General features: G+C 72.6%; 23 protein-coding genes and 1 pseudogene. 14 read left to right on the top strand and 10 right to left on the bottom strand.

Features of this window, described 5'->3' with window-relative positions:
- Positions 1-11: 11 nt before the first annotated feature.
- Positions 12-455 (bottom strand): VOC family protein, encoded by a 444-nt coding sequence (locus tag RC1_RS17335; RefSeq protein ID WP_012568749.1) that lies wholly within the window; start codon positions 453-455, stop codon positions 12-14.
- 152 nt (positions 456-607) lie between these two features.
- On the opposite strand from RC1_RS17335, the gene RC1_RS17330 reads away from it, so the two are divergent.
- The 3 genes from RC1_RS17330 to RC1_RS21580 all read left to right on the top strand — a co-directional run bounded on the left by RC1_RS17330 (position 608) and on the right by RC1_RS21580 (position 3551).
- Positions 608-1267 carry a class I SAM-dependent methyltransferase gene (locus tag RC1_RS17330; protein WP_012568748.1) on the top strand — a complete coding sequence of 220 codons (660 nt, stop codon included), beginning with the start codon at positions 608-610 and terminating at the stop codon, positions 1265-1267.
- Between the two features lie 79 nt (positions 1268-1346).
- A complete protein-coding gene (locus tag RC1_RS17325) occupies positions 1347-2858 on the top strand; it encodes a UbiD family decarboxylase (RefSeq protein ID WP_041786836.1) in 1512 nt (503 codons plus the stop codon).
- 12 nt (positions 2859-2870) lie between these two features.
- Complete coding sequence (locus RC1_RS21580) at positions 2871-3551, top strand: AbiU2 domain-containing protein (protein ID WP_148213493.1); 681 nt, start codon at positions 2871-2873, stop codon at positions 3549-3551.
- Here RC1_RS21580 and RC1_RS17320 read toward each other — a convergent pair.
- On the bottom strand, positions 3548-3829 hold the full coding sequence (locus RC1_RS17320) for a type II toxin-antitoxin system Phd/YefM family antitoxin (RefSeq protein ID WP_012568746.1): 282 nt from the start codon (positions 3827-3829) through the stop codon (positions 3548-3550). The genes RC1_RS21580 and RC1_RS17320 overlap by 4 nt on opposite strands.
- 154 nt (positions 3830-3983) lie before the next feature.
- Here RC1_RS17320 and RC1_RS17315 point away from each other — a divergent pair, with 154 nt between their 5' ends.
- The gene (locus RC1_RS17315) at positions 3984-5180 is read left to right on the top strand and encodes a DUF3616 domain-containing protein (RefSeq protein ID WP_012568745.1); all 1197 of its coding nucleotides are present in this window, start codon (positions 3984-3986) and stop codon (positions 5178-5180) included.
- An 89-nt stretch (positions 5181-5269) separates the two neighbouring features.
- Positions 5270-6625 (top strand): TldD/PmbA family protein, encoded by a 1356-nt coding sequence (locus tag RC1_RS17310; RefSeq protein WP_012568744.1) that lies wholly within the window; start codon positions 5270-5272, stop codon positions 6623-6625.
- Between the two features lie 79 nt (positions 6626-6704).
- On the opposite strand, the gene RC1_RS17305 is transcribed toward RC1_RS17310, so the two are convergent.
- From RC1_RS17305 to RC1_RS21195, 3 genes are all read right to left on the bottom strand, one after another.
- A complete protein-coding gene (locus tag RC1_RS17305; protein WP_012568743.1) occupies positions 6705-7262 on the bottom strand; it encodes a hypothetical protein in 558 nt (185 codons plus the stop codon).
- Positions 7259-7735 carry a hypothetical protein gene (locus RC1_RS17300; protein ID WP_012568742.1) on the bottom strand — a complete coding sequence of 159 codons (477 nt, stop codon included), beginning with the start codon at positions 7733-7735 and terminating at the stop codon, positions 7259-7261. The genes RC1_RS17305 and RC1_RS17300 overlap by 4 nt, the downstream gene beginning before the upstream one ends.
- Before the next feature lie 109 nt (positions 7736-7844).
- Entirely contained in the window at positions 7845-8663 is an 819-nt protein-coding gene (locus RC1_RS21195; RefSeq protein ID WP_012568741.1) for a glycine zipper 2TM domain-containing protein, read from the bottom strand.
- 188 nt (positions 8664-8851) lie between these two features.
- On the opposite strand from RC1_RS21195, the gene RC1_RS17290 reads away from it, so the two are divergent.
- The 4 genes from RC1_RS17290 (at position 8852) to RC1_RS17275 (ending at position 12484) form a co-directional block, all read left to right on the top strand.
- Positions 8852-10138 carry a 3-deoxy-D-manno-octulosonic acid transferase gene (locus RC1_RS17290; protein WP_012568739.1) on the top strand — a complete coding sequence of 429 codons (1287 nt, stop codon included), beginning with the start codon at positions 8852-8854 and terminating at the stop codon, positions 10136-10138.
- On the top strand, positions 10135-11148 hold the full coding sequence (gene lpxK, locus RC1_RS17285; RefSeq protein ID WP_012568738.1) for a tetraacyldisaccharide 4'-kinase: 1014 nt from the start codon (positions 10135-10137) through the stop codon (positions 11146-11148). The genes RC1_RS17290 and lpxK overlap by 4 nt, the downstream gene beginning before the upstream one ends.
- Positions 11132-12034 (top strand): LpxL/LpxP family acyltransferase, encoded by a 903-nt coding sequence (locus RC1_RS17280; RefSeq protein WP_012568737.1) that lies wholly within the window; start codon positions 11132-11134, stop codon positions 12032-12034. The genes lpxK and RC1_RS17280 overlap by 17 nt, the downstream gene beginning before the upstream one ends.
- 96 nt (positions 12035-12130) lie before the next feature.
- Entirely contained in the window at positions 12131-12484 is a 354-nt protein-coding gene (locus RC1_RS17275; RefSeq protein WP_012568736.1) for a cupin domain-containing protein, read from the top strand.
- A 34-nt stretch (positions 12485-12518) separates the two neighbouring features.
- On the opposite strand, the gene RC1_RS17270 is transcribed toward RC1_RS17275, so the two are convergent.
- The 5 genes from RC1_RS17270 to RC1_RS17250 all read right to left on the bottom strand — a co-directional run bounded on the left by RC1_RS17270 (position 12519) and on the right by RC1_RS17250 (position 18467).
- The gene (locus RC1_RS17270) at positions 12519-13931 is read right to left on the bottom strand and encodes a carotenoid oxygenase family protein (protein WP_012568735.1); all 1413 of its coding nucleotides are present in this window, start codon (positions 13929-13931) and stop codon (positions 12519-12521) included.
- 98 nt (positions 13932-14029) lie between these two features.
- Entirely contained in the window at positions 14030-15601 is a 1572-nt protein-coding gene (gene xseA, locus RC1_RS17265; protein WP_012568734.1) for an exodeoxyribonuclease VII large subunit, read from the bottom strand.
- Between the two features lie 129 nt (positions 15602-15730).
- Positions 15731-17197 carry a calcium-binding protein gene (locus tag RC1_RS22565; RefSeq protein WP_012568733.1) on the bottom strand — a complete coding sequence of 489 codons (1467 nt, stop codon included), beginning with the start codon at positions 17195-17197 and terminating at the stop codon, positions 15731-15733.
- A gap of 51 nt (positions 17198-17248) precedes the next feature.
- Positions 17249-17596, bottom strand: a complete 348-nt coding sequence (locus RC1_RS17255) for a helix-turn-helix domain-containing protein (protein WP_012568732.1) — start codon at positions 17594-17596, stop codon at positions 17249-17251.
- 517 nt (positions 17597-18113) lie between these two features.
- Positions 18114-18467 (bottom strand): zinc ribbon domain-containing protein YjdM, encoded by a 354-nt coding sequence (locus tag RC1_RS17250; RefSeq protein ID WP_012568731.1) that lies wholly within the window; start codon positions 18465-18467, stop codon positions 18114-18116.
- A gap of 154 nt (positions 18468-18621) precedes the next feature.
- Between RC1_RS17250 and RC1_RS17245 the strand changes: the two genes are divergently transcribed.
- From RC1_RS17245 to mutL, 5 genes and pseudogenes are all read left to right on the top strand, one after another.
- Complete coding sequence (locus RC1_RS17245) at positions 18622-19713, top strand: threonine aldolase family protein (RefSeq protein WP_012568730.1); 1092 nt, start codon at positions 18622-18624, stop codon at positions 19711-19713.
- A gap of 55 nt (positions 19714-19768) precedes the next feature.
- On the top strand, positions 19769-21061 hold the full coding sequence (gene purD, locus RC1_RS17240; RefSeq protein WP_012568729.1) for a phosphoribosylamine--glycine ligase: 1293 nt from the start codon (positions 19769-19771) through the stop codon (positions 21059-21061).
- Positions 21062-21471: 410 nt separating this feature from the next.
- A pseudogene (locus tag RC1_RS22320) lies at positions 21472-22182 on the top strand (tetratricopeptide repeat protein); the annotation flags it as partial.
- A 139-nt stretch (positions 22183-22321) separates the two neighbouring features.
- Positions 22322-23005 carry a class I SAM-dependent DNA methyltransferase gene (locus RC1_RS22315; RefSeq protein WP_049766752.1) on the top strand — a complete coding sequence of 228 codons (684 nt, stop codon included), beginning with the start codon at positions 22322-22324 and terminating at the stop codon, positions 23003-23005.
- A 98-nt stretch (positions 23006-23103) separates the two neighbouring features.
- Positions 23104-24957, top strand: coding sequence for a DNA mismatch repair endonuclease MutL (gene mutL, locus RC1_RS17225; RefSeq protein ID WP_012568727.1), 1854 nt, complete (start codon positions 23104-23106; stop codon positions 24955-24957).
- Positions 24958-24961: the final 4 nt, after the last annotated feature.

Below are 24961 nucleotides of genomic sequence, written 5' to 3'. Positions count from 1 at the left end.
CCCGGTCCGCCTCAGGCGGCGTCGGGCATCGCAAAGGTGATAAGGCTGATGACGGCCCCGGTTGGATCGTTGATGACGGCGATGCGGCCCACCCCGGTCACGTCGAACGGCGGCACGCAGACCTTGCCGCCCAGGTCCGTCACCTTGGCGCAGGCCGCGTCCACGTCGGCCACGTTCACGTAAGTCATCCAGTGCGGCGGGATGCCGTCCCACGTCGAGCCGTCCATCTTCATCATGCCGCCCACGTCCCTGCCGCCGTGGCTGATGATCGTGTAGAGGCCGTGCTCCCCCATATCGACCTCGCGGAAGCTCCAGCCCAGCAGGTCGCCGAAGAAGGTCCGGGCCTTCGCCGGGTTGGGGGTCATCAGCTCCTGCCAGACGAAGCTGCCGAAGGGCGGCATGGCGGCCGCAGAGTCATTGGCGGTTCCGGCAGCCGGTTCTGTGGTCGTCGTCATGGGTCCCTCCCTCCTGGTGAGCACCGCCGCAAACGCCGCGACGGCGCGGTCCGGAGTCTCGCACAACCGGCCTTTCCTGTCCCATGAACTTCAAGGGAGGGTCTGCTCCCCGGCCCCTCCCCCGGCGGGCGGTGGCGCCCTATGATGGTGCCATGACGATCCCGCCCGCCGACCGCCCCGCCTTCATCCGCGCCCACACGGCCATCGCCAGCCCGCCGCTGCTGCCGGAGCTGCGGCTGCATCTGGCGACGGAGATCACGCCGCTCTGGCTGGCGACGGAGGCGTGGCTGGAGCGCACCGGCCTGCCGCCGCCCTTCTGGGCGTTCGCCTGGGCCGGCGGGCAGGCCCTGGCCCGCCATGTGCTGGACCGGCCGGAGACGGTGCGGGGCCGGCGGGTGCTGGACTTCGCCACCGGGTCGGGGCTGGTCGCCCTGGCGGCGGCGAAGGCCGGGGCGGCGTCCGTGACGGCGGCGGAGATCGACCCCTTCGCCCTGGAGGCGCTGGCGCTCAACGCTGCGCTGAACGGGCTGGCGGTGGAGGGAAGGTGCGCCGACCTGATCGGTCGGCCGCTGCCCGGCGTGGACGTGCTGCTGGCCGGCGACATCTGTTACGAGCGCCCCTTCGCGGAGCGGGCGATGGCGTGGTTCCGCAGCCTGAGCACGGCCGGGACGACGGTGCTGCTGGGCGATCCCGGCCGCTCCTACCTGCCCGACCAGGGGCTTGAGGCGGTGGCGACCTATGCGGTCCCGACGACGCGGGAGCTTGAGGACCGCGACGTGCGGGAGACGACCGTGTGGCGTGTCGCCGCTTGACCTTCGCCCGCGTTCCCCGATCTTCTGGGGACCCTTGCCGAACCCCGGCGCCCCGCCCGGTTGCCATCCCGGTGACATGATGCCTTTTTCCTCCCTCCGCGACTTCATCGCCAAGCTTGAGCAGACGGGCCGGCTGGTCCGGGTCAAGGAACCCGTCTCCACCGTGCTGGAGATGACGGAGATCCACACCCGCCTGCTGGCCGAGGGCGGCCCCGCCGTGCTGTTCGAGAACCCGATCCGGGCCGACGGCACGCGCAGCGAGATGCCCGTGCTGATCAACCTGTTCGGCACGGTGGAGCGGGTCGCCTGGGGCATGGACCGGGAGCCGCACGAGCTGCGGCAGGTGGGCGAGACGCTGGCCTTCCTGAAGCAGCCGGAGCCGCCGCGCGGCCTGCGCGAGGCGTTCGACCTGCTGCCGCTGGCCAAGCAGGTGCTGGCGATGCGGCCCGGCAGCGTCAGCCGCGCGCCCTGCCAGGAGGTGGTGCTGACCGGCGACGAGGTGGATCTCGGCCGGCTGCCGGTGCAGTCCTGCTGGCCGGGCGAGCCGGCGCCGCTGATCACCTGGCCGCTGATCGTCACCAAGGGACCCAGCGAGGCGCGCGAGGACAACTTCAACCTCGGCATCTACCGGATGCAGGTGCTGGGCCGGAACAAGACCATCATGCGCTGGCTGAAGCACCGCGGCGGCGCGCAGCACCACCAGCGCTGGAAGGGCGCGGGCCGGCGCGAGCCGCTGCCGGCCGCGGCCGTGCTGGGCGCCGATCCCGGCACCATCCTGGCCGCCGTGACGCCGGTGCCGGACACGCTCTCCGAATACCAGTTCGCCGGCCTGCTGCGCGGCCGCAAGGTCGATCTGGTGGACTGCAGGACGGTGCCGCTGAAGGTTCCGGCGACGGCGGAGATCGTGCTGGAAGGCCATGTCAGCCTGGACGAGTGCGCCGACGAGGGACCCTACGGCGACCATACCGGCTATTACAACAGCGTGGAGAAGTTCCCGGTCTTCACCGTCACCGCCATCACCATGCGGCGCGACCCGATCTACCTCTCCACCTTCACCGGCCGCCCGCCGGACGAGCCCAGCGTGCTGGGCGAGGCGCTGAACGAGGTGTTCATCCCGCTGTTGCAGCAGCAGTTCCCGGAGATCGTGGATTTCTGGCTGCCGCCGGAGGGATGCAGCTACCGCATCGCCGTCGTCAGCATGAAGAAGGCCTATCCGGGCCACGCCAAGCGCGTGATGATGGGCGTGTGGTCCTTCCTGCGCCAGTTCATGTACACGAAGTGGGTCATCGTCGTGGACCATGACGTGAACGCGCGGGACTGGAAGGACGTGATGTGGGCCATCTCCACCAAGATGGACCCGGCCCGCGACATCACCGTGATCGAGGGCACGCCGATCGACTATCTGGATTTCGCCAGCCCCGAGAGCGGCCTGGGCGGCAAGATCGGCCTGGACGCCACCGACAAGCTGCCCCCCGAGACGCACCGCGAATGGGGCCAGGTCCTGCGCATGGACCAGACCGTGGTGGACCGGGTGACCGACCTCTGGGGCAAGCTGGGCCTGCCCGGGAGCGGCAAGCCGATCTGGAAGTAGGGAGGCTGCCTCATGTCGCATATTCGCACATCAGATGAGATAAAGGCCGACTATGTTGAGACAATGGGAAATGATCTTGGGGTCTTCTTCCACGCAATATTCCAAGAGGTTTCTGGGCTCTACAAAGAATGGATAGAATACGTTGAGATTTTTGGAGCAAACGAGGATAGAATTAATATAATAAACTCAATATGTCCGAATTTCTTTGGAATTATTCAGAAAAGACTCTGGGAATCACTGACCCTTCACGTGGCCAGGCTTACTGACCCACCTCACCAGAGGGGCAAAAACAACCTCACCATTCTCGCTTTGCCATCTTTAGTAGAATCATCGATTCAGGAACGGGTTCAGGTATCCGTTGATGAAGCCGTGTCACATGCAGGTTTCTGTCGCGATTGGCGCAACCGCCATATCGCCCACAGAGACCTTGAATTGACACTTGAACGATCCGCGGAGCCTCTAAAGCCCGCAAGCAGAGAACTCATGCGGCGGGCACTTGATAGTATATCTAAATCAGTAAATACAGTGCATGAACACTATTTTCATTGCGAAATTGGATTTCAATATCAACCCGCAGAATCTTACAGCCTTATTTGCACCCTAGATGACGCAATACATTTTCGGGAGGATATAGAAAATCGCATCCGATCTGGCGACAAAAAACTACTCACCCCAAAGAAGCGAAAATTCTAGAACGAGAACAGCCCATCCTCGCCATAGAGAAAATCCTGGCTGCGGGCACCGGTCGGGCCCGTCCCCGCCTTCTGGCGACCCCGCCGGCCGATCTCCCGGAGGCGGGCTTCCCTGTCGGCCGGTTCCACAGGCACGCCGGGCTTTTCCACCGCCGGACGGACGGGCACCAACCGCACGGCGCCACGGTCGCCGTCGGTCAGCACGACCTCTTCCCCTGCCTGGGCACGGCGGACAAGATCGTCCAGCCGGGCCATCGCCTCGGTGACGGAGACGTTCATCTTCCGCTCCCCTGATGGGATACTGTGTGAAGGTGGGTTATCCGCTGTGCGCTGTCCATAGCGCCCTTTCCTGGGGGCCAGACCATGGCGTGCTGGCCGGCAATGCCGTTCCATGCGTTATCCAGCTCCCGTCCACCGTCCAGGAAAGAGCCCCATGCCCCAGCCCGCCCGGTCACAGTCTGCCCTGCCCCAACCTGCCCGCCCCATCGGTCGCCTGTCGCTGCACCTGTCCCACCACGGCACGCTGGGACAGGGGGTGGACATCGCGCTCGCCCGCAACCTCTCCGTCCTCGACACCAGCGGTCCCTGCCTGTGGACGGCGTCGGACGAGACCTGCCAGATCGAGCGGCTGCGCCTGGATGCGGCCGGGCTCGGGAAGGGCGGCGGCGGGGCCGGGGACCATACGGTGTTCCCGCTGGCGGACTTCTTCGACCTGCCGGCCGGCCCGGAGGGCGAGGCAGACATCGAGGGGATCGCCTATGCCGCGCCGTGGCTCTGGGTCACCGGCTCCATGAGCCTGGCCCGCAAGAAGCCCAAGGTCGGGGAGAATGATGCCGAGGCGGCGCTGGAGCGGCTGACGGAGGTGAAGACCGATCCCAACCGCTGGCTGCTGGGCCGCATCCCCTGCCTGCCCGCGGCGGACGGCGGTTTCGAACTGCGGCGCGAGGTGACGCTGGCCGACGGCACGCACCTCGCGGCCGGCTGCCTGAAGATGACGGACGGCGGCGGCAACCCGCTGACCAAGGCGCTGAAGGGCGACGAGCATCTGGCCCGCTTCCTGGAGATCCCCGCCAAGGAGAACGGCTTCGACGTGGAGGGCATCGCCGCGGCGACCGGCAGCGGCGGCGAGCGGGTCTTCCTGGGGCTGCGCGGGCCGGTGCTGCGCGGCTGGGCCGTGGTGCTGGAACTGCGGCTGGTGCCGGGCAAGGCGGGCCGGCTGAAGCTGGCCCCCATCGGGGAGACGGAGGGCGGCGAGGACGCGGCCGATGCCGACGATCCCTACCGCAAGCATTTCCTGGACCTGGACGGCCTGGGCATCCGCGACATGAAGGTGGACGGCGACGATCTGCTGCTGCTGGCCGGCCCGACCATGGACCTGGACGGGCCGGTCGATCTGTGGCGCTGGCCCGGCGCCCTGCGGACCCGGCAGGCCGACGTGATCCCCCGCCAGGAACTGGTGCATGTGCTGCGCCTGCCGAACGGCCAGGGTTTCGACCATGCCGAAGGCTTCACGCTGCTGCCCGGGCCGGGCGGCGGCCGGCGCCTGCTGGTGGCCTACGACAATCCGGGCCGGGACCGGATGCACCCGGACGAGGCATCGGTCGATCTCGACCTGTTCGATCTGCCCTGACGGATGGCGACCGGCCGGACACGGCAGGACTTCTACCGCCGCCGGCCGTTTGCTAGACCTTGGATGACCGCGACAGAGAGGGGCACCCGATGCCAGGACCGACCGATTCCCGTCCCGACGCCGCCTCCGTCCTGGAGGACCTGATCCGGCTGGCCCGGACGGCCGGGGCCGACGCCGCGGACGCCCTGCTGGTGGACAGTGCCGCGCTCTCCCTGAGCATGCGGCTGGGCCGGCCGGAGAGCCTGGAGCGGTCGGAGTCCGGCGACATCGGGCTGCGCGTCTTCGTCGGCCGGCGGATGGCCGTCGTCTCCTCCACCGACCGCAGCCCGGCGATGCTGCGGGAACTGGCGGAACGGGCCGTCGCCATGGCGCGGACGGTGCCGGAGGACCCCTTCTGCGGTCTGGCCGACCCCGGCGCCCTGGCGCATGACTGGCCCGACCTGGACCTGTGCGACGCCTACGAGCCGAGCGCGGAGGAGCTGATCGACGCTGCCCGCCGGGTGGAGGAAGCCGCCCTGGCGGTGGAGGGCGTCAGCAACTCCGACGGGGCGGACGGAAGCTGGTCGCGCTCCGCCGTGGCGCTGGCCGCCTCCAACGGCTTCTTCGGCGGCTATTCCGTCAGCCGCCGTTCGCTCTCCGTCTCCGTGCTGGCCGGCAGCGGCACCGGCATGGAGCGCGACTACGACTACCATTCGACCGTCTACGGCGCCGACCTGCGCCCACCGGAGGAGATCGGCCGCCGCGCCGGGGAACGCGCCGTCGCCCGGCTGAACCCGCGCAAGGTCCGCAGCCGGCAGGTCCCGGTGGTCTACGACCCGCGCGTCGCCGGCGGGCTGCTGGGCCATCTGGCCGGCGCCATCTCCGGCAGCGCCATCGCCCGTGGCACCAGCTTCCTGAAGGACCGGCTGGGCCAGCCGGTCTTCGCCCCCGGCATCGAGGTGGTGGACGATCCCGGCGTGCGCCGCGGCCTGCGTTCCAAGCCGTTCGACGCGGAGGGGCTGCGGCCGCAGCGCCGCGCCATCATCGCGGACGGCGTGCTGACCACCTGGATCATGGATCTGCGCTCGTCCCGGCAGCTCGGCCTTGCCAGCACCGGCCACGCCTCGCGCGGGACCGGCGGGCCGCCCTCCCCCTCCCCGACCAACCTGTTCCTCAGCCCCGGTACGCTGAGCCCGGAGGCGCTGATGGCGGACATCGGGGAGGGTTTCTACATCACCTCCCTGATGGGTCAGGGCGTCAACGGGGTGACGGGCGACTATTCCCGCGGCGCCAGCGGCTTCTGGATCGAGGGGGGGCGCATCGCCTATCCGGTCAGCGAGGTGACCGTGGCCGGGAACCTGAAGGAGATGTTCCGCAACCTGACCCCGGCCAGCGACCTGGAACTGCGCCACGGCATCGACGCGCCGACCGTGCGGATCGAGGGGATGACGGTAGCCGGCACCTGACGCCAGCCACGGTTGCGGCGGGGCTGGCGGCGCCAGTCGCCGCCGGGTCACTCGCTGCCGGGGGCCAGTGGCAGCCGGGTCAGTGCCCGTCGCGGGCGGCCCGTTCGCGGGTATAGGTCATGAAGCTCGTGTCGCTGCCGACCGGACGGCGGTCCACCACCGTCTCCTCGCGCATCGCCTCCCGGGGTCCGGCCTTGCTCCGGGCGGTGCCGCAGCCCTTCTCCGGGTCCAGGGCCTGCCCGGTCAGATCGCCCAGGGTGGAGCCCACGGCTGCCCCCAGCACCGCAGCGCCGACCTGCTGGTCGTCGTTGCCGGCATCCGCGGCCAGCAGGCCGACGGCGATGCCGGCGACCGTGCCCAGGCCCAGCCCGATCTTGGCGCCCGTGCTGCGCTGGCGCGGACAGTCCGGCAGCACCGGCAGCGGCTCCGGCAACGGTTCACCCGGCGGATCGAGGCGGCGGAAGGTGTTGACGCTGCCCGCAGGGGCGGCAGGGCCGTTGCCCACGACGACGGGTTTTCCGGCAGCGGCGGGTTTTCCGGCAGCGGGGTCAGGGCCGGTCCCGCCCGCAGAGGCCGGACCGGCAAACAGCAGGACCAGGGCGGCACAGAGGGTCGCCCGGGCCGCCGCGGCGGTCATCGGAAGTTCCAGAAATCCACCGGCGCCCGCACGGAGGGCAGGTCGCCCGGCTGGGTCGGGGCCAGCGAGCGCACCCAGGCCTGATTGTACCAGAGCCCGCCGTTCAGCCGGTACGGGTAGTAGGGCCGCTGAAGCCCCTCCTCATAGGGAACCCAGTTGCTGCCCAGCAGATCGTTGGTGCGGTTGGTGGAACTGCCGAAGCGCAGGGGCGAGCCGTAGGCGTGGAAGGTGACGGCGGCGTCACGGTCGTCGGTGGCGCCCGTGTCCCGCGGATCGGCGGCCACGCCCATCCGCCCGCTCTCGAACAGCGGCGGCGGCAGGCTGCCCGGCAGGGCGGCGCCGACCCGCTCGCCCGGCAGGGGCGCCCGCCGGATCGGCTCGAAACCGCGGACGGCGCCGGGCTCGTCGGCCAGCGCCGGGGCAGCGACGGCGGACAGCACCAGAAGGGCGAGAAGGGAACGCAGGCGGGCCATGGCCTCGGTCTCCAGCGGGATTCCGTACTCTCCGAAGATCGGCCCGCGCGGCCCCGGCGTCAAGGGCGGTGCGGCCGGCGGCGGGCCGGACGTCGTCGCAGGGCCGGTGTCAGTTGATGATCTCCCAGGTGCCGTCGGGCTGGCGGCAGGCGGTGCCGGTCACCTCCTCCAGGCGGCTGCCGATGAAGGCACGGCTCGTATATTCGCGGCAGTAGCGGCCGGACGTCCGCTCGTAGCCCTCCTCCGGCACGATCTCGTACCCGATGCCGGCGTCCGGATTGTGCCAGGTGATGGCGCTCCCGCCGGGGGCGTGCTCCATCGCCTGGACGAAGCAGCCCCGGTCCGCCGGCGCATCCAGCGCGCCGCCCAGGACGGCCCCCAGCAGCACGCCGCCGATGGTCGCCGCCACCTGACCGTCGCCGTCGCCGATCTGCGACCCGGCGAGTCCGCCGCCCACCGCTCCCAGCAGGGTTCCGAGACTGGCATCCACCAGCCCACGGTCGCAGCGGCCGCGCTCGACCCCGACGGGCAGCGCATAGAACCGTCCGTAGACCGGCGCGACCGGATAGGGATGGACGACCACCCTGCCGTCCCGGCGACGGTGATCGTGCTTCCAGCCGCCATGGCGGCGGTCGTCCTGGTCCCAGCGGCCGCGATGGTCGTGGCGCCAGGGATCATACCGCCAGTAGTCGTGGCGCCGGTGGTCGTGGTGCCCGTGATCGTCGTGGCGCCAGTCGCCGCGGTCCCGGTCCCGGTGGCGGCCGTCGTGGTGGTCATCCGGATGCCAGTGCCGCGGCGGGTGGCCGGGTCCCCGGTCGTGGTGGCCGTGGGCCGGCGCCCAGGGCGGCGGGTCGGCCAGCGCCGGCGCCGCGGACAGGCTCCCCAGCAGGAGCGCGGCCAGGACGGTCGGGCGAAAGCGGGCGGTCATCGGTGAGCCTCGATGGCGAGGGGCTGTCTCCAGACTGAGGCTGCGGGCCGATCGCGGCCGGAGTTTGTCAGGTCGGGGGCGTTTCCGCGCAGTCTCGCCCCGGCAAGGGCGCAGGCGGCTTGCCGGTTGCGCCGAAGGGGTGGTCGGGCGTAAATCCTGCGCCCATCCCGTAGCACCCGCACCGTCCCATGTTGGAAACCCTCTACCGTGGCCTGACCCATCTGGCCGGGCCCGCCGTGCGGCGGCTGCTCGACCGGCGTGCCGCCCGCGGCAAGGAGGACCCGGCCCGCCGGGCCGAGCGGCTGGGTGAGCCCACCCTGCCCCGGCCGGCCGGCCGGCTGGTCTGGCTGCACGCCGCCAGCGTCGGTGAGTCCCTGGCGATCCTGCCCCTGGTGGAGCGGCTGCTGGCCGCCGACGCCGGGGCGCACGCCCTGGTCACCACCGGCACCGTCACCTCCGCCGCGCTGATGGCGAAGCGGCTGCCGCGCCGCGCCGTCCACCAGTACGTGCCGGTGGACCTGCCCGGCGCCTGCCGGCAGTTCCTGGATCACTGGCAGCCCGATCTGGTGCTGTGGGTGGAGTCGGAGTTCTGGCCCAACCTGCTGGGCGAAGTGCGTCGCCGCCGGCTGCCCTGCGCCCTGGTCAACGCGCGCCTGAGCGAGACCAGCTTCCGCGGCTGGCGCCGCTTCCCCGGTGCCGCGCGCCGGCTGCTGTCCGGCTTCCGGCTGGCGCTGGCGCAGACGGACGCCGAGGCGGCGCGGCTGCGTGCGCTGGGCATTGCCGACGTCCGCGCCGTCGGCAACCTGAAATACTCGGCCGAGCCGCTGCCGGCCGATGCGGGCGCGCTGGCGTCCCTGCGCGAGGCGGTGGGCGGACGCCCGGTCTGGGTCTTCGCCAGCAGCCATGCCGGGGAGGAGGAGATCGCGGCCGAGGCGCACGCGCGGCTGGCCGGGGCCCTGCCGGACCTGCTGACGGTGCTGGTGCCGCGCCACCCCGAGCGGGGGCCGGAGATCGCCGCCCGGCTGGCCGGACGGGGCCTCGCGGTGGCCCGGCGCGCGGCGCAACAGTCGATCACCCCGCGCACCCAGGTCTATGTCGCGGACACGCTGGGCGAGCTGGGCCTGTTCTTCCGGCTGGCGCCGGTCGCGGCGGTCGGCGGTTCCTTCGTCGGGATCGGCGGCCACAACCCGATCGAGCCGGCCCTGCTGGGCTCGGCCGTGCTGTACGGCCCCTGCATGACCAACTTCGCCGCCATCGCGGACGAGCTGGAGGCCGAAGGCGGCGCCCTGCGGGTGGCCGACGCGGCCGCCCTGGCGCGGGAGGTCGGCCGCCTGCTGGCCGACGGACCCGCCCGCAGTGCCAGGACGGCGGCAGCCGCGGCGGTGGCGGAGCGCAACCGGCGTGCCGTGGACCGGGTGCTGGCGGCACTGGCGCCGCTGCTGGACGAGGCCGGCTTCACCCGGACCGCGGCATGAAGGCACCCGCCTTCTGGTACGCCCCGCCGGGCACGGCCCGGCCCCTGCTGTCGGCGCTGCTGACCCCGGCAGCGCTCGCCTGGACGGCGGCGACCCGCCGGCGCCTGTCCGGCACCCGTCCCTGGCACGCGCCGGTGCCGGTGATCTGCGTCGGCAACCTGGTCGCCGGCGGGGCCGGCAAGACGCCCGTCGTGCTGGACCTGCTGTCCCGTCTGCGCCGCGGCGGGCTGGACGCGCATGCGCTGAGCCGCGGCCATGGCGGGCGCCTGCCCGGCCCGCTGCGGGTCGATCCCGCCCGCCACACGGCGGCGGAGGTGGGCGACGAGCCGCTGCTGCTGGCCGCGGCCGCCCCGGCCTGGATCGCGCGGGACCGCGCGGCCGGCGCCCGCGCCGCGGCCGACGCCGGGGCCGGCGTCCTGGTGCTGGACGACGGCTTCCAGAACCCGGGGATCGCCAAGGATCTGTCGCTGCTGGTGGTGGACGGGGACGCCGGGTTCGGCAACGGCCGCGTCATCCCCGCCGGCCCCCTGCGCGAGCCGGTGGCCGACGGGCTGGCCCGGGCGCAGGCGGTGCTGCTGCTGGGCGAGGACCGCCGCGGCACGGCCGACCTCTGCCGCGGCCGGCTGCCGGTGCTGCGCGGCCGGCTGGTGCCCGACCCGCAGGCCGCGGCCGACCTGGAAGGGCGACGGGTGCTGGCCTTCGCCGGGATCGGCCGGCCGGAGAAGCTCTTCCGCACGCTGGAGGCGCTGGGGGCGGACGTCGTGGCCCGGCTGCCCTTCCCCGACCATCACCCCTTCACGGCGGCGGAGCTGCGTGCCCTGCTGGACCGGGCGGCGGCGCTGGACGCCCTGCCCGTGACGACGCAGAAGGATCTGGTGCGCCTCCCGGCGGAGCTGCGCGGGCAGGTCCGCGCCCTGCCCGTCAGCATCGCCTGGGAGGAGCCGGACACGCTGGACCGGCTGCTCGCCCCCCTGCTTTCCGGAAAGGATGACCATGGCCAAGCGCAGTAACGCCAGGCGCCGCTGGAACCGGCTGGTCGGTTACCGACTGGAGGCCGCGGGCCTCGCCCTGCTGTTGGGACTGCTGCGGCTCTTGTCGCTGGACGCCGCCTCGGCCCTCGGCGGCCGGCTGGCCGGCATGCTGGGGCCGAGGCTGGGCGCCTCCCGCCGGATGCGGCGCGCCATCGCCCGCAGCTTCCCCGACATGCCGGAGACGGAGCGGGAGGCGGTGCTGGCCGGTGCCTGGGAGAATTTCGGCCGCACCATGGCCGAGTACGCGCACCTGGACACCCTGGCCCGCGACTGGGACCGGCGGGTGGAGATGTCGGGAGGGGAGCACCTGTCGGCGCTGGCCGCGGACGGCCGTCCCGGCATCGCCATCACCGGGCATTTCGCCAACTGGGAACTGGCGGGCATGGCCTGTGCCCGCCACGGCGTCGACCTGACCTTCGTCTTCCGCGAGCCGAACAACCCCTATGCCGCCCGCCGGCTGGCGGCGGCGCGGGCGGCCCTGGGCGGCACCATGGTGCCGAAGGGCCGGGCGGCCGCGAAGGGCCTGCTGACCGCCATGCGCAGCGGCGGGCATGTCGGGCTGCTGGTGGACCAGAAACTGAACGAGGGCATTCCCGTTCCCTTCCTGGGCCGCGACGCCATGACCGGCACCGTGATGGCGGACCTCGCCCTGCGCTTCGATGCGCCGGTGGTGCCGGTCCGCGTCACCCGGCTGAAGGGGGCCCGGTTCCGGGTGGAGGCGATGCCGCCGCTGGTCTTCCCGCGCAGCGGTGACATGCAGGCCGATGTGGCCGCCGCCATGGCGCAGGTCAACGCCCTGATGGGAGACTGGGTGCGCGCGGCCCCCGGCCAGTGGCTCTGGCAGCACCGGCGCTGGCCGGACTGATCCGGCCCTCCCGCCCGCTTGCTCCGCCCGCTCCCTTGCCGCGACCGGCGGAAGCGGCGACAAAGGCGGGTCGATCCCTTGCCGGAGACCCGCCCCATGCCCGTCCCGCCCGTCGTGAGCTTCCAGGACCCGCTGCCCGACGCCGAGAGCTACCGTCCCGATGCCGCGAAAGTACTGGCCGGGGACCCGGTGCAGCAGGTGGCGAACGTCTTCAGCAGTGCGGACGGCCGTTTCAACTGCGGCGTCTGGTCGGGCGAACCCGGCAAGTGGCGGGTGAGCTTCAGCGAGAACGAGTTCTGCCGCCTGCTGGAAGGCGTGCTGATCGTGACCGCCGACGACGGCCCTGCCCGCACCTTCCGCGCCGGTGACGCCTTCGTCATGCCCGCCGGCTTCGAGGGCACCTGGGAGGTGGTGGAGCGGGCGACCAAGCTCTACGCCGTCTACGAATAGAGCTACGCACAGGCACCCGCTCCTTTACCGGCCCTCACGCCCCGGCCGGATAGAACTGCCCGTGGAAGCCGAAGGGGGCCGGGTGCGGCAGCCAGGCCCGGGCCAGCTCGTCCAGCGTTCCGGCTTCCAGCACCAGGAGGAAGGAGCGGCCGGTAGCGCCGTCCAGCACCAGGGACAGGAGAACGGCACCCGTGCCGTCCGGGGCCGGCACGATCACCGGCTCCCCGGGCCAGGTGCCGGGCTCATGCCAGCGGGCGGTCGGGCGGCCGGCGCGCGGATCGAACCGGATCAGGCTGTCCAGGAAGCCCGAATCGGCCATCGTCGCACCGACGCCCCAGGCGACCGTGTAGTCGCGCCGCGCGTCACGGTCCTCACGGATGCGGGGCAGTTCCAGCGCACCGTCCCAGAGCGGCTCGCACACCGCCTCCTTGCCGTTCAGCGGCAGCCGGTAGCGGACCAGCCGGCCGGCGGCCAGCGGGTTGGCCGCGTGCGGACCGCAGAGCCGGCTGAGGGTCATCTCCCCGATCACCTCGGCATCGCGGTAGACGCAGAGGTCGATCACCACCTCGCCCGGCCGGTCGAAGGCGTTGATCTGATGGAAGGAGAAGGCCGGCGGCGCCTCCAGCGTGCGGACGCTGCCGTCGCGCCGGTCGATCAGGTGGAAGCGCATCGGCAGCCCCTGCCGCCAGCGGTAGTTGGCGATGAAGGGCTCGCCCGACAGCAGCAGGGTCAGCGGACTGACCCGGAAGGGCGACTCGAACAGGATGACGAAGCGGTCGGTCAGCCCGAAGCTGTGCATGTAGGCGGGGGCATCGGTCTGCACCGTCGCCAGTTCGCGCCGTCCTGTGTCCGCCTCGCCCTGCGTCAGGATGCGGTAGGAGCAGCGCCGGCCGAAATGGATCAGGTAGTTGACCCATTCCCGCCGCTCCGGGTCCCAGAGCGGGTGGGCGGTCGTGACCTGGCCGGGGATGCCGTCGGCATAGGGTTCGGTGCCCAGCGTCTCCAGCGTCTCCGGATCGAAGCGCACGCGGTCCGGGGTCTCCGTCAGGGCATAGGTGCCGGTGGCGGTGCGCTGGACGTTGACGTTGGCGTTGTTCGAAGCCGCCAGCCGCCGCATCAGCTCCTTGATCCGGCCCAGCGGGCCGTGATCGGGCGGGGTGGCGAACTCGCCATGGACGATGCGGCCCTCCCGCATGGCATCGCAGTAGCCACGGCTGCGGACCAGCCGGTTGCTGTAGAGGACGCGCCCGCCGCCGATGCCGAAGCGGTAGAGCATGCCCAGCCCGTCGAACCAGTGCCGGTAGGACCGCCCCTCCACCTCGAACAGGGCCGGGCCGGCGCGCAGCAGCACCCCCTCCAGCCAGTCAGGAAGGCGGCCTTCCACAGGCAGCACGACGTCGGACAGTTCCTCACCAAGGCTCTGAAAGCCCAACCTGTAATCCCGCATCGCCCTTCCCGTTTTCCGGGGCCCGGCCCCGATCCAGAATGCACATCGGATGAACGCCACCCCCCGGCCGGAGGTTGCCGACCGGGGATGCCGCCGCGTCAGAACAGGCTGCCCTGGTCCGCTTTTGCCTTGCCGGCCCGCGTCCTCGCGGCCGGAGACGCTCCCGGAGCCGCGCCATCCACCACCGCGCCGACGGTGCCGTCGGCGAAGCGCAGCGCCACCGGCTGGCCGGGGGCGGTGTCGGCGGCGCGGGTGACGGGACGCCCCTCGGCATCGGCGACCAGGACGAAGCCGCGTTCCAGCACGCCCTTGTAGCTGTAGCTCTCCAGGAGCTGGCCCAGCGCCACGAGCCGCTGCCCCGCCTGATCCAGGCGCCGGGCATGGGCCTGGGCCAGCCGGGGCGGCAGAGCATCCAGCCGGTCCCGGCCGGCGTCGATCTGCCGGCGCAACGGCAGCGGGGACAGACGGTCTGCCACCCGGTGGAAGCGCCCCTGCTCCACGGTCACGGCCCGGTCGAAGCCGGCGCGCAACGCGCGGCCAGCGGCGTCGGCCCGGGCAGCGGCAAGGCCGATCACCTCACGCGGGTGGCGCAGCCTGATGCCGAGCTGCTGCACGGCCGCGTGCCGGCGCTCCAGCCCCGTGCGCAGCGACAGCTCCAGACGCTCGGCCCGGTCGTCCAGGCGCTGTATGCACCCCTCCAGCAGGGCGCGCGGATCGCCCAGGCCCCGGCCCAGCCCCTCCACATGGCTGCGGCGGGTGTCGATCGCCCGTGACAGGCACTGGTGCAGCCGACGGCCATCGTCCAGCACCTGCGCCAGCAGCTCGGTCCGGACCGGCACCGCCATCTCCGCCGCCGCGGTGGGGGTCGGCGCGCGCCGGTCCGACGCGAAGTCGATCAGCGTCGTGTCCGTCTCGTGCCCGACGGCGGAGATCAGGGGGATGGCGCTGGCCGCGGCCGCGCGCACCACCGCCTCCTCGTTGAAGGGCATCAGGTCTTCCAGGCTGCCGCCGCCCCGCGCCACGATGATGAGGTCCGGCCGCGGCACCGGGCCGCCGGGGGCGATGGCGTTGAAGCCGGCGATGGCGCGGGCCACCTGATCCGCCGCCCCCTCCCCTTGCACCGCCACCGGCCAGAGCAGGACATGGCGGGGAAAGCGGTCGGCCAGCCGGTGCAGGATGTCCCGGATCACCGCCCCCGTGGGGCTGGTGACGACACCGATCACCTCGGGCAGGAAGGGCAGCGGCTTCTTGCGCTCGGGCGCGAACAGCCCCTCCGCCGCCAGTCGGCGCTTGCGCTCCTCCAGCATCTTGAGAAGCGCCCCCTCCCCCGCCAGCTCCATCGTCTCGATCACGAGCTGGTACTGGCTGCGGCCGGGATAGGTGGTCAGGCGGCCGGTGCAGACCACCTCCATCCCCTCCTCGGGCCGGACGGAGAGCCGGGCGGCCACGCCTTTCCAGCAGACGGCCTCCAGCACCGCCGTCTCGTCCTTCAGACGCAGATAGACATGGCCGGAGCTGTGGCGCTTCGGCTGGCTGATCTCGCCGCGGACGCGGACATAGCCGTAGGCGTCCTCCACCGTGCGCTTCAGCGCGCGGGCGAGATCGCCCACCGACATCTCCGGCAGGTTGGAGCCGGTGCGGGGCGGCAGGTCGGCCGGATCGTAGCTCATGGGCGGGGATCGGGGGTGACGGGCGGAGGAGGAGCGGGGCGGGATGATAGCCGCGCCCGGGGGTCCGGCGATACCCTGCCGCACGGGAACACCGCCGGACGACGGAGATGCCCGGAGGAAACCGACGGGTCAGCCCAGGTCTGACTCCGTCAGGGCGGCTCTGGCGATGATGATGACGGTCAGGTCGGAGATGCCATCGCCCGTCAGATCCACGTCCACGGCATGGATGAAGCCCGGACGCGACGGCGGCGCTGCCGTGGTCGCGGTCGTGCGGGTGGTCGTGGTCGTGCCGATGGAGTCATCGGCCGCCACACCGGCCGGATCGCCGCTGGCGAACATACCGGACTGCTGCGACCGTCCTTCGACGCTGCCGCACTCGTTCAGCACCCCGGCCAGCAGGTCAGCCAGCGGCCCGGACAGCGCGTCCAGCAGCTTGTGGTCGATCAGGCGGCCGCCGCCGAAGTCCAGGCGGTCACCGTCGTCCCGGTCGAAATCCAGAATCACCGCGGCGGGATGCGGCGCGTCCGGCGCCGCGTTCCAGCCCTCCGCCAGTCGGAAGACGAAACGGTCCGCACCCCGGCCGCCGGCGGCCACGGTACCTTCCGTCACGATCAGGGTGTCGTCGCCGTCCCCGGCGAGCAGCAGGTCGAAGCCGCCGCCGCCGTCCAGCGTATCGTCGCCGGGGCCGCCCAGCAGGGTGTCGTTCCCGGCGCCGCCGTCCAGCATGTCGTTGCCGGCACCGCCGATCAGGAGGTCATCCCCGTCGCCGCCGGACAGGCTGTCGTCACCGTCACCGCCCAGCAGGGTATCGTTGCCGGCCCCGCCCTCCAGCGTGTCGTTGCCGGCCCCGCCGGTCAGGCTGTCGTCACCGTCCCCGCCGGTCAGGTGCAGTCCGGGCACGGCCGCCACATCGTCCAGGGCATCCTCGGCCGGCGGCGCGACCACGGGCACGGCGGGCGGGGTCGCCACCGGGTCCGCCACCGGAACGGCCGGCCGGTCCGTGGTCGGGGCGAGCGCGACGAGAGAGGCGAGCGCGAGGCCGCGGCTGTCGTCGGCGTCCCCGCCGCGCACGGGGAGCACGAGGGGCATCAGCCCCGTCGAATCGGCAGGGCGGTCCGACACATCCTCCGCCGGGGGCGGCGGGGGCGTCAGGGCATCCGTCTCCGGCACCGGCAGGGGGGCGGCCTCGGCCGTCTCGGTGCGGACCAGGAAGTCGGCCACCAGGATCATCGCCAGCAGGCCCGGGGTGACCAGCTTCCACGACACTTCGGCGTTGCGCCGCTGCTCCGGCATCAACGTGCCGAAGACACCGCGCAGGGCCTGGCGGAGGTCGGCATCCTCCGACACCAGATCGGCGGAGACATGGTGCACGACACAGCGTCCGCCGATGCGGGCGATGTGGACCAGAACCTCGCCCGTATCCACAGACTTCACGATGAACCAGGGGTCGCCCTGGTCGCCGGCGCCCATCGCCGTTTCGAACGGGGACAGGCCGCTGCCGAGGCGGCTGGCCAGCAGATAAAGCTCGCCCTTCTCCTGTTCGGACCAGGAGCGGGTCTGCAAGGCGGACCGGATGAAGGGAACGATGTCGCCCACGGGAACCTACAGGCTGAACAACGCATCAGACCGCCCGGAGGGACGGCGCACTCAGGCGGCCGACCCTCCGCCGGCGGCGGTTCGGGTCGGAACTGCGACCTGCGCCTCTTCCGGGAAGAGCAGCCGGTGCATTTCCGGATCGTAATAGCGCAGGATCATCTTGGCGAAAATACGCGCGTCGATGCCCACGGCCCGCGCCCAGCCCTCGTAATGCTCGGGAGGGATGCGCCCATGGCCCCCTTCCACCTGCGAGACGAAGGTGTAGTAGCGCAGACCCAGACGCTCGGCCACGTCGGCCTGGGTCAGGCCCGCAGCTTCGCGCTGGGCCTTCAGCCAGCGGCCCGCCTGCCTGCGCAGGTCGTCGCGGATCGCCGCCGCCCGTTCCGGTTCAGCCGGCATCACATCTCTCCCATCGCGCGCGCCGGCGGCCGAACCCTGCCGCAGACGCAGTCCTATCTATGCAAGCGGTGGCGGAGAAACAACAGAAACCCCGACAATACCGGGGTTTCCGTCCCGGCCACCGGCGCGGGCGGAGACCCGGACAGGCCCCTCCACCCCGACGCGGAGAAAACCCTATTGACATTGAACGGCAGTTTCAAGATTACTGTACACGGGTTCCGCGGTGGTGCCGCCCCTCCGCCGCAGGAACCCGGGTTGACCGGCCGCTCCGTCCCCAATCCCGCCCCTCACCGGGGGCTGCGCGGACCGGAAAGGCGGGCGGCCTGCACCACGGACCCCACTTCCGCGCAGGCCGCCCGCTCTTCTCCCTCCCCCTTTCCCCATGATGCGCGCTCCGCACGCAGCCGCTCCGGCGGCGCGGGGGAACCGCGGCCGGTCTGTTCCGGGCGCCGGGGAGGCGCTGGTTGCGGAAGCGATGCGGAAGGGAAACCGGCGGGAGGACCCCGCCGGGCCGGCCTCAGGCCTTCTTCACGAATTCCGACTTCAGATTCATGGCGCCGATGCCGTCGATCCTGCAGGCGATGTTGTGGCCGTCGGCCCCGTCGGTCAGGCGGATGTTCTTCACCTTGGTGCCGCCCTTGACGACAAGGGAGGAGCCCTTGACCTTCAGATCCTTGATGACGGTGACGCTGTCCCCGTCGGCCAGGGCGTTGCCGTTGGCGTCGCGCACGGCCGGCGCCGTCTCCTCCGCCGCCCCGGCCGTCTCCGTCTGCGGATTCCATTCATGGCCGCAGTCCGGGCAGTTCCAGAGGGTGCCGTCGCTGTAGGCGTGGCCGGAGCCGCAGTTGGGGCAGGTCGTGTCCATCATCATCCTCGATTGAAAGGGGCGCGATCCTAGGCCGGAAGCGCCCGCCACGGGAAGCCCGGCCCGACAGGTCCGGCTGACGGGCTCCTGGCACGGATGACTGGCGCCGCCGGACGTTCCGTGCCAGCAAGGGCCGTGCCCTCCGACTCCGGTGCCCGCCATGACCGCCGAAAGCCCCGCCGACCTGCGCGCCCGCTGCACCCGTTTCCTGCCCGGCCACGGCCCCTTGACGGCGCGGCGCTGGCTGGAGGCGCTGGCGGCGTCGCCCCACCTGGACCTGCGCCCGGACGAGTACAACGAGGGGCCGGCGATCGCCCTGCTGGAGCGGCGCTGCGCCGAACTGCTGGGCAAGCCGGCAGCCCTGTTCTTCCACAAGGGCGTGGTGGCGCAGCAGGGCGCCCTGCTGGTCCATGGCGCCCGGACCGGGCAACTGACGGTGGCGCTGCACCCGAAGGCGCACATCGCCTGCGACGAGTCCGACGCCATCGAGCGGCTGACACCGCTGCGGCTCTGCCGTGTCGGGCCGGACCATCGCCCCTTCACACCGGGGGAACTGGCGGCGGTGACGGACCCGCTGGCCGCGGTCAGCCTGGAACTGCCGCTGCGCCGTGCCGCCTTCCAGGCCACCGGCTGGGAGGACCTGGAGGCGATCGCCGGCTGGTGCCGCGACCGCGGCGTGCCGCTGCACCTGGACGGCGCCCGTCTGTGGGAGGTCCAGCCCTGGCTGGACCGGCCGCTGGCCGCCATCGCCGCCCTGGCGGACACGGTCTATGTCTCCTTCTACAAGGGGCTGGGCGGGCTGGGCGGCTGCGTGCTGGCCGGGCCGGAGGACGTGATCGCCGCGACCAGGGTCTGGCGCGCGCGCTTCGGCGGCAACCTGTTCACCGCCTGGCCCCTGGTGCTGAGCGCGCTGGACGGGCTGGACCGGCATCTGCCGCGCATGGGGCTCTACCACCGGCACGCCCGCGCCATCGCCGAGGCGCTGCAGGGCGTGCCGGGTCTGCGGGTCAGTCCCGGCATCCCCCAGTGCAACAGCTTCCAGATCCTGTGGGACGCGCCGCCGGCCGGGCTGGAACAGGCGCTGACGGACCTTGCCCGTGACGAGGGCGTCTGGGTCGGGGGGCGCGTCGGCGGCACCACCGTGCCGGGCTGGAGCTTCACCGAACTGGCGGTGGGCGAGGCCACCCTGGGCTGGACCCCGGCGGAGGTTGCGGAGCTCTGCGCCCGGATGCTAGAGCGGGTGCCGCGCTGATCCCGGCGGCAGGCCGGCCGGGGAGCGGACGGATTTTCTCAGGCGGGAGGCGGCGATGAAGGTTCTGGTGGTGGGCAGCGGCGGGCGCGAGCATGCGCTGTGCTGGGCCATCGCGGCCTCTCCCCTGTGCGACAGGCTCTGGTGTGCGCCCGGCAATGCCGGCATCGCGCAGGCAGCAGAGTGCGTGCCCGTCGCCGCCGACGACGTGGCCGGGCTGGTCGCCTTCGCCCGGGCGAACGGCGTTGACTTCGTCGTCGTCGGGCCGGAGCAGCCGCTGGTCGCGGGTCTGGTGGACCGGCTGACGGAGGTCGGGATCAAGGCGTTCGGCCCGTCGCAGGCGGCCGCCGAGATCGAGGGCTCCAAGGGCTTCATGAAGGATCTCTGCGCCCGGCACGGCATCCCGACGGCCGCCTACGGCCGCTTCCGCGATGCCGCCGCCGCCAAGGCGTTCGTGCGCCGCACCGGCGCCCCCATCGTCGTGAAGGCCGACGGGCTGGCCGCCGGCAAGGGGGTGGTGATCTGCCAGACGGTGGCGGAGGCCGAGGCCGCGGTGGACGACGTGCTGGTCGGCGGCCGCTTCGGCACTGCCGGCGCCGAGCTGGTGATCGAGGAGTTCCTGGACGGCGAGGAGGCGAGCTTCTTCGCGCTCTGCGACGGCACCACCGCCCTGCCGCTGGCAGGCGCGCAGGACCACAAGCGCGCCTTCGACGGCGACCGCGGGCCGAACACCGGCGGCATGGGCGCCTATTCCCCCGCCCCGGTGCTGACGCCCGAGCTGGAGCGCCGCATCATGGCCGAGATCGTGGAGCCCGCCGTGCGCGGCATGGCGGCGGAGGGCCGGCCCTTCACCGGCGTGCTGTTCGCCGGGATCATGGTGGTGCCCGGCCCCGACGGGCAGCCCGTGCCGAAGCTGCTGGAGTTCAACGCCCGCTTCGGCGACCCGGAATGCCAGGTGATCTGCCGGCGCTTGGCGTCGGACCTGCTGCCGGCCCTGGTCGCCGCGGCGGACGGTCAGCTCGACCACGTCTCCCTGCGCTGGCGGGAAGAGGTGGCGCTGTGCGTCGTCATGGCGGCCGAGGGCTATCCCGGCGACTATGTGAAGGGCACGGAGATCCGCGGCCTGGACCGGGCGGCGGAGATCGAGGACGCGGTGGTCTTCCACGCCGGCACGGCACGGGCCGCGGACGGCCGCGTGCTGGCGACCGGCGGCCGCGTGCTGGGCGTGACCGCCAGCGCCCGCACCATTATCGATGCCCAGCGACAGGCCTACGCCGCCGTGGACCTGATCGACTGGCCCGAGGGCTTCTGCCGCCGCGACATCGGCTGGCGGGCGCTGGAACGAACCTAGGCCCGGCGGCGGCGCGCCGGAGACAATTCCGCGCCCGGATGAATCTCCCTTGACCCGAGCGCCGGATCGCCCAACTCTGGGGTCCTGGCGAAACCAGCAGAAAGGAGGTGATCCGATGTCTCGTACCCCTTCGCGGACCCGCACGGATCTCTCCGTCCCGGCGGTGCGCGCGCACTGACGACGGCGGGGTCCGCTGGCGGATCACCTCCGCAAGCGGCTACGTCTACGGCTACCGTAGAAGGCGGGGCCGGTCGGGACCATCCCGGCCGGCCCCGTTCCTTTTCCGCTCCCTTCCGGTCCGCCCCCCTTCCCTTTCCCGGCTGCACCCGTCGGGCGTGCGCGAGGGCCTACCCGCCACGGCGGGCGGCTGCTAAGAAGGCGCACCCTTCTCCCGCAGCGACAGCCGACCGATGACCCGCCAGCCCCCGTCCCCCGCCCGTCCCGCTGGCCCGAACCGCCAGGAGCGCCGCCGCCGCATCGCGGCCATCCAGAAGGCCCCCGACATCGCCCAGCGCTTCGCCGCCGACATGAAGGTGGCGACCGGGCTGCACAAGCAGGGCCGGGTGCGGGAGGCGGCGGATCTCTACCGCCGCATCACCAAGGCCTATGCCGACCATCCGGAGGTGCGCATCGCCTGGTCCAATCTGGGCGCCGCCCTCCAGGGGCTGGGCCGGCTGGACGATGCCGTGCATGCCCTGAAGAAGGCGCGCGCCCTGCGGCCGGACCAGCCGGCGCCGCACCATAATCTGGGCATGGCGCTGCTGAACCGCGGCGATCTGCCGGAGGCCGCGGAGTCGCTGGAGCGGGCGGCGACCCTGGACCCCGGCTTCGCCGACGCCTGGGTCGGGCTGGGTCTGGTGCGCCAGCGCACCGGCGACCTGCCCGGCGCGGAGGAGGCATGGGAGCGCGCCCTGGCCGCCCGGCCGGATCTGGTGGAGCCGCGCTTCAATCTGGCGACGCTCTACGCCCGGAGCGGCCGGCGCGAGGCGGCCCTGGCGGCCTTCCGCGCCTGTCTGGAGCGCCAGCCCCGCTTTCCGGAAGCGGTCTACGCCATCGGCCGCCTGCTGGAAGAGGCGGGAGACTTCGCGGGGGCGGCCGGGCAGTATCTGGAGGCGCTGCGGCTGGTGCCGGGGGTGGAGGCGATCCACGACCAGCTCGGCCCTCGCGCTCCGGGCGCTGGCCCGCAGCGATGCCGCGACGGCCCGCACCCTGGCGGAAACGTGGCGGACCGCGTTCCCGCAGAATGCCGCCGCGGCCCGCATGGTCGCCGCCCTGACGGACGGGCTGTCGGCGCAGACCGGCGGCGAACCCCCGGTCGGCACGGTATCCGCCCCCCCGACGACCGCCGCCCCGACCGCCGTCCCCACCGTCGAGGCGCCGCCGGAAGCGGCGGAGAGCCGCGTGCCGGAGCTGCTGAAGGAGGCGGTGGCCGCCGCCCTGCCGCCGGCCGCGGGCGCCCTGTCCGTGCTGGACGCGGGCTGCGGCGACGGGCTGCTGGGCTCCTGGCTGAAGCCCTATGCCGCGACGCTGGTGGGGGTGGACACGTCCCCCGCCCGGGTTGCCGGCGCCGGCGACCGCGGCCTCTATGACAGGCTGGAGGCGCGTGCCCCGGCGGAGCATCTGGCCGACACCCCCGCCGCCTACGATCTGGTGGTGGCGGGCGACCTGCTGCCCGCCCTGGGCGACGTGGGTCCCCTGTTCGCGGCGGTGGCCGGGGCGCTGGAGACGGGCGGCGTGTTCGCCGCCGCCACCGAGGCGCTGGCCGCGACGGGCGGCGTGGAGCTTCGGCCCAGCGGCCGCTACGCCCATTCCGAAGCGCATCTGCGCAGCGCGGCGGAGGCCGCCGGGCTGGCGGTCAGCGATCTGGCACGGGAGACGCTGCGGCTGGACGGCGGCGTGCCGGTGGACGGCTTCGTGCTGGTGGCGCGCAAGCGGCCACGGTAGTCCCGCCCGGGTCAGGGGGCGGCTGCCGGCCCCCCAGGGAACACAATCCCTTGCGTGCTGCCCTGGAAAGCGCCGGCTCCGGCTGCTAAATGTAGGGGATGCCGACGCTTCGCCGCCTGCCCGAGAGACTGGTCAACCGCATCGCCGCCGGCGAGGTGGTGGAGCGGCCCGCCGCCGCCGTCAAGGAGCTGGTGGAGAATGCGCTCGATGCCGGCGCTTCCCGCATCGAGGTGGTGCTGCGCGACGGCGGCAAGGCCCTGATCGGCGTCGCCGACGACGGCTGCGGCATGGCACCGGAGGAGCTTGAGCTGGCGGTGGAGCGGCACGCCACCTCCAAGCTGCCGGATGACGACCTGACCCACATCCGCACCCTGGGCTTCCGCGGCGAGGCGCTGCCCAGCATCGGCGCCGTCAGCCGGCTCAGCATCACCTCCCGCCCGCGCGGGGCCGACAGCGCCCACGCCATCCTGGTGGAGGGCGGGGCCAAAGGTCCGGTGATGCCGGCGGCCGGCGGCATCGGCACCCGGATCGAGGTGCGCGACCTGTTCTATGCCACGCCGGCCCGGCTGAAGTTTCTGAAGGGCAACCGGACCGAGAGCGAGCATGCGCGCGACGCGGTGGAGCGGCTGGCCATGGCCCATCCCCACGTCACCTTCCTGCTGACGGATGAGGGCCGCACGCCGCTGCGCCTGCCCGCCGCCACGGGCGACCTGATGGAGGCACGGCTGGTCCGGCTGGGCGCCGTGCTGGGCCGGGAGTTCCAGGAGAACGCCCTGCCGGTGGACGCCGCCCGCGGCCCGGTGCGGCTGGTCGGGCATATCGGCCTGCCGACCCTGAACCGGCCCACCGCAGCCGGGCAGTACCTGTTCGTCAACGGCCGCCCGGTGAAGGACCGGCTGCTGGTGGGGGCCGTGCGCGGCGCCTATGCCGACTTCCTGGCGCGCGATCGTCATCCGATGCTGGCGCTGTTCCTGGAACTGCCGCCGGAGGAGGTGGACGTCAACGTCCACCCGGCCAAGACGGAGGTGCGCTTCCGCGACCAGGCGCTGGTGCGGGGGCTGATCGTGGGCGCGCTGAAGCACGCGCTGGCCCAGGCCGGGCACCGCGCCAGCACGGGCGTCGCCGCGGCGGCGCTGGCCAGCTTCGCCCCGCACGACGCCCCCCTGCCGCCGCCGGTGCAGTCCGCCCTGCCCTGGCAGCGCCCGGCCGGCGGCTTCGCTCCGGCCGCCGTGCCGCGCGGGCTGGCGGAAATGGCGATGGCCTTCAACGCGCCGCTGCCGGGATCGCCGGTCCCGGCGTCCGCGCCGCCGGACGGCCTGCACCCCGCCGCCCCGGTGGAGGCGACGACCGGGACGGAACCGGCGCGGGCCTTCCCCCTGGGGGCTGCGCGGGCGCAGCTCCACACCACCTACATCGTGGCCCAGACGGAGGACGGCATCGTCATCGTGGACCAGCATGCCGCGCACGAGCGGCTGGTCTATGAGCGGATGAAGCACGACCTGCTGGCCGGCGGCGTGAAGCGCCAGGGCCTGCTGATCCCCGAGGTGGTGGAGCTGGACCCGGCCGACGCCGAGCGGCTGGGCGAGCGGGCGGCGGAACTGGCCGAGCTGGGTCTGGTGCTGGAGCCGTTCGGCACCGGCTGCGTCGTCGTGCGCGAGGTGCCGGCCCTGCTGGGCGCCCGCGCCGACGTGCGGGGGCTGGTGCGCGATCTGGCGGACGAGCTGGCCGAACTGGGCGACGCGCTGGCCCTGAAGGAACGGCTGGAGGCCGTCTGCTCCCGCATGGCCTGCCACGGCTCCGTCCGCGCCGGCCGGCCGATGAACGCGGACGAGATGAACGCCCTGCTCCGCCAGATGGAGGCCACCCCCCACTCCGGCCAGTGCAACCACGGACGCCCGACCTACGTGGAACTGAAACTCGCCGACATCGAACGCCTGTTCGGCCGGCGCTGAGGGG

The sequence above is a fragment of the Rhodospirillum centenum SW genome (assembly GCF_000016185.1).
GTDB classification, from domain to species: Bacteria; Pseudomonadota; Alphaproteobacteria; order Azospirillales; family Azospirillaceae; genus Rhodocista; species Rhodocista centena.
Note: the sequence above shows the minus strand (reverse complement) of the source record. Positions and strands in the feature narration are given on the sequence as shown.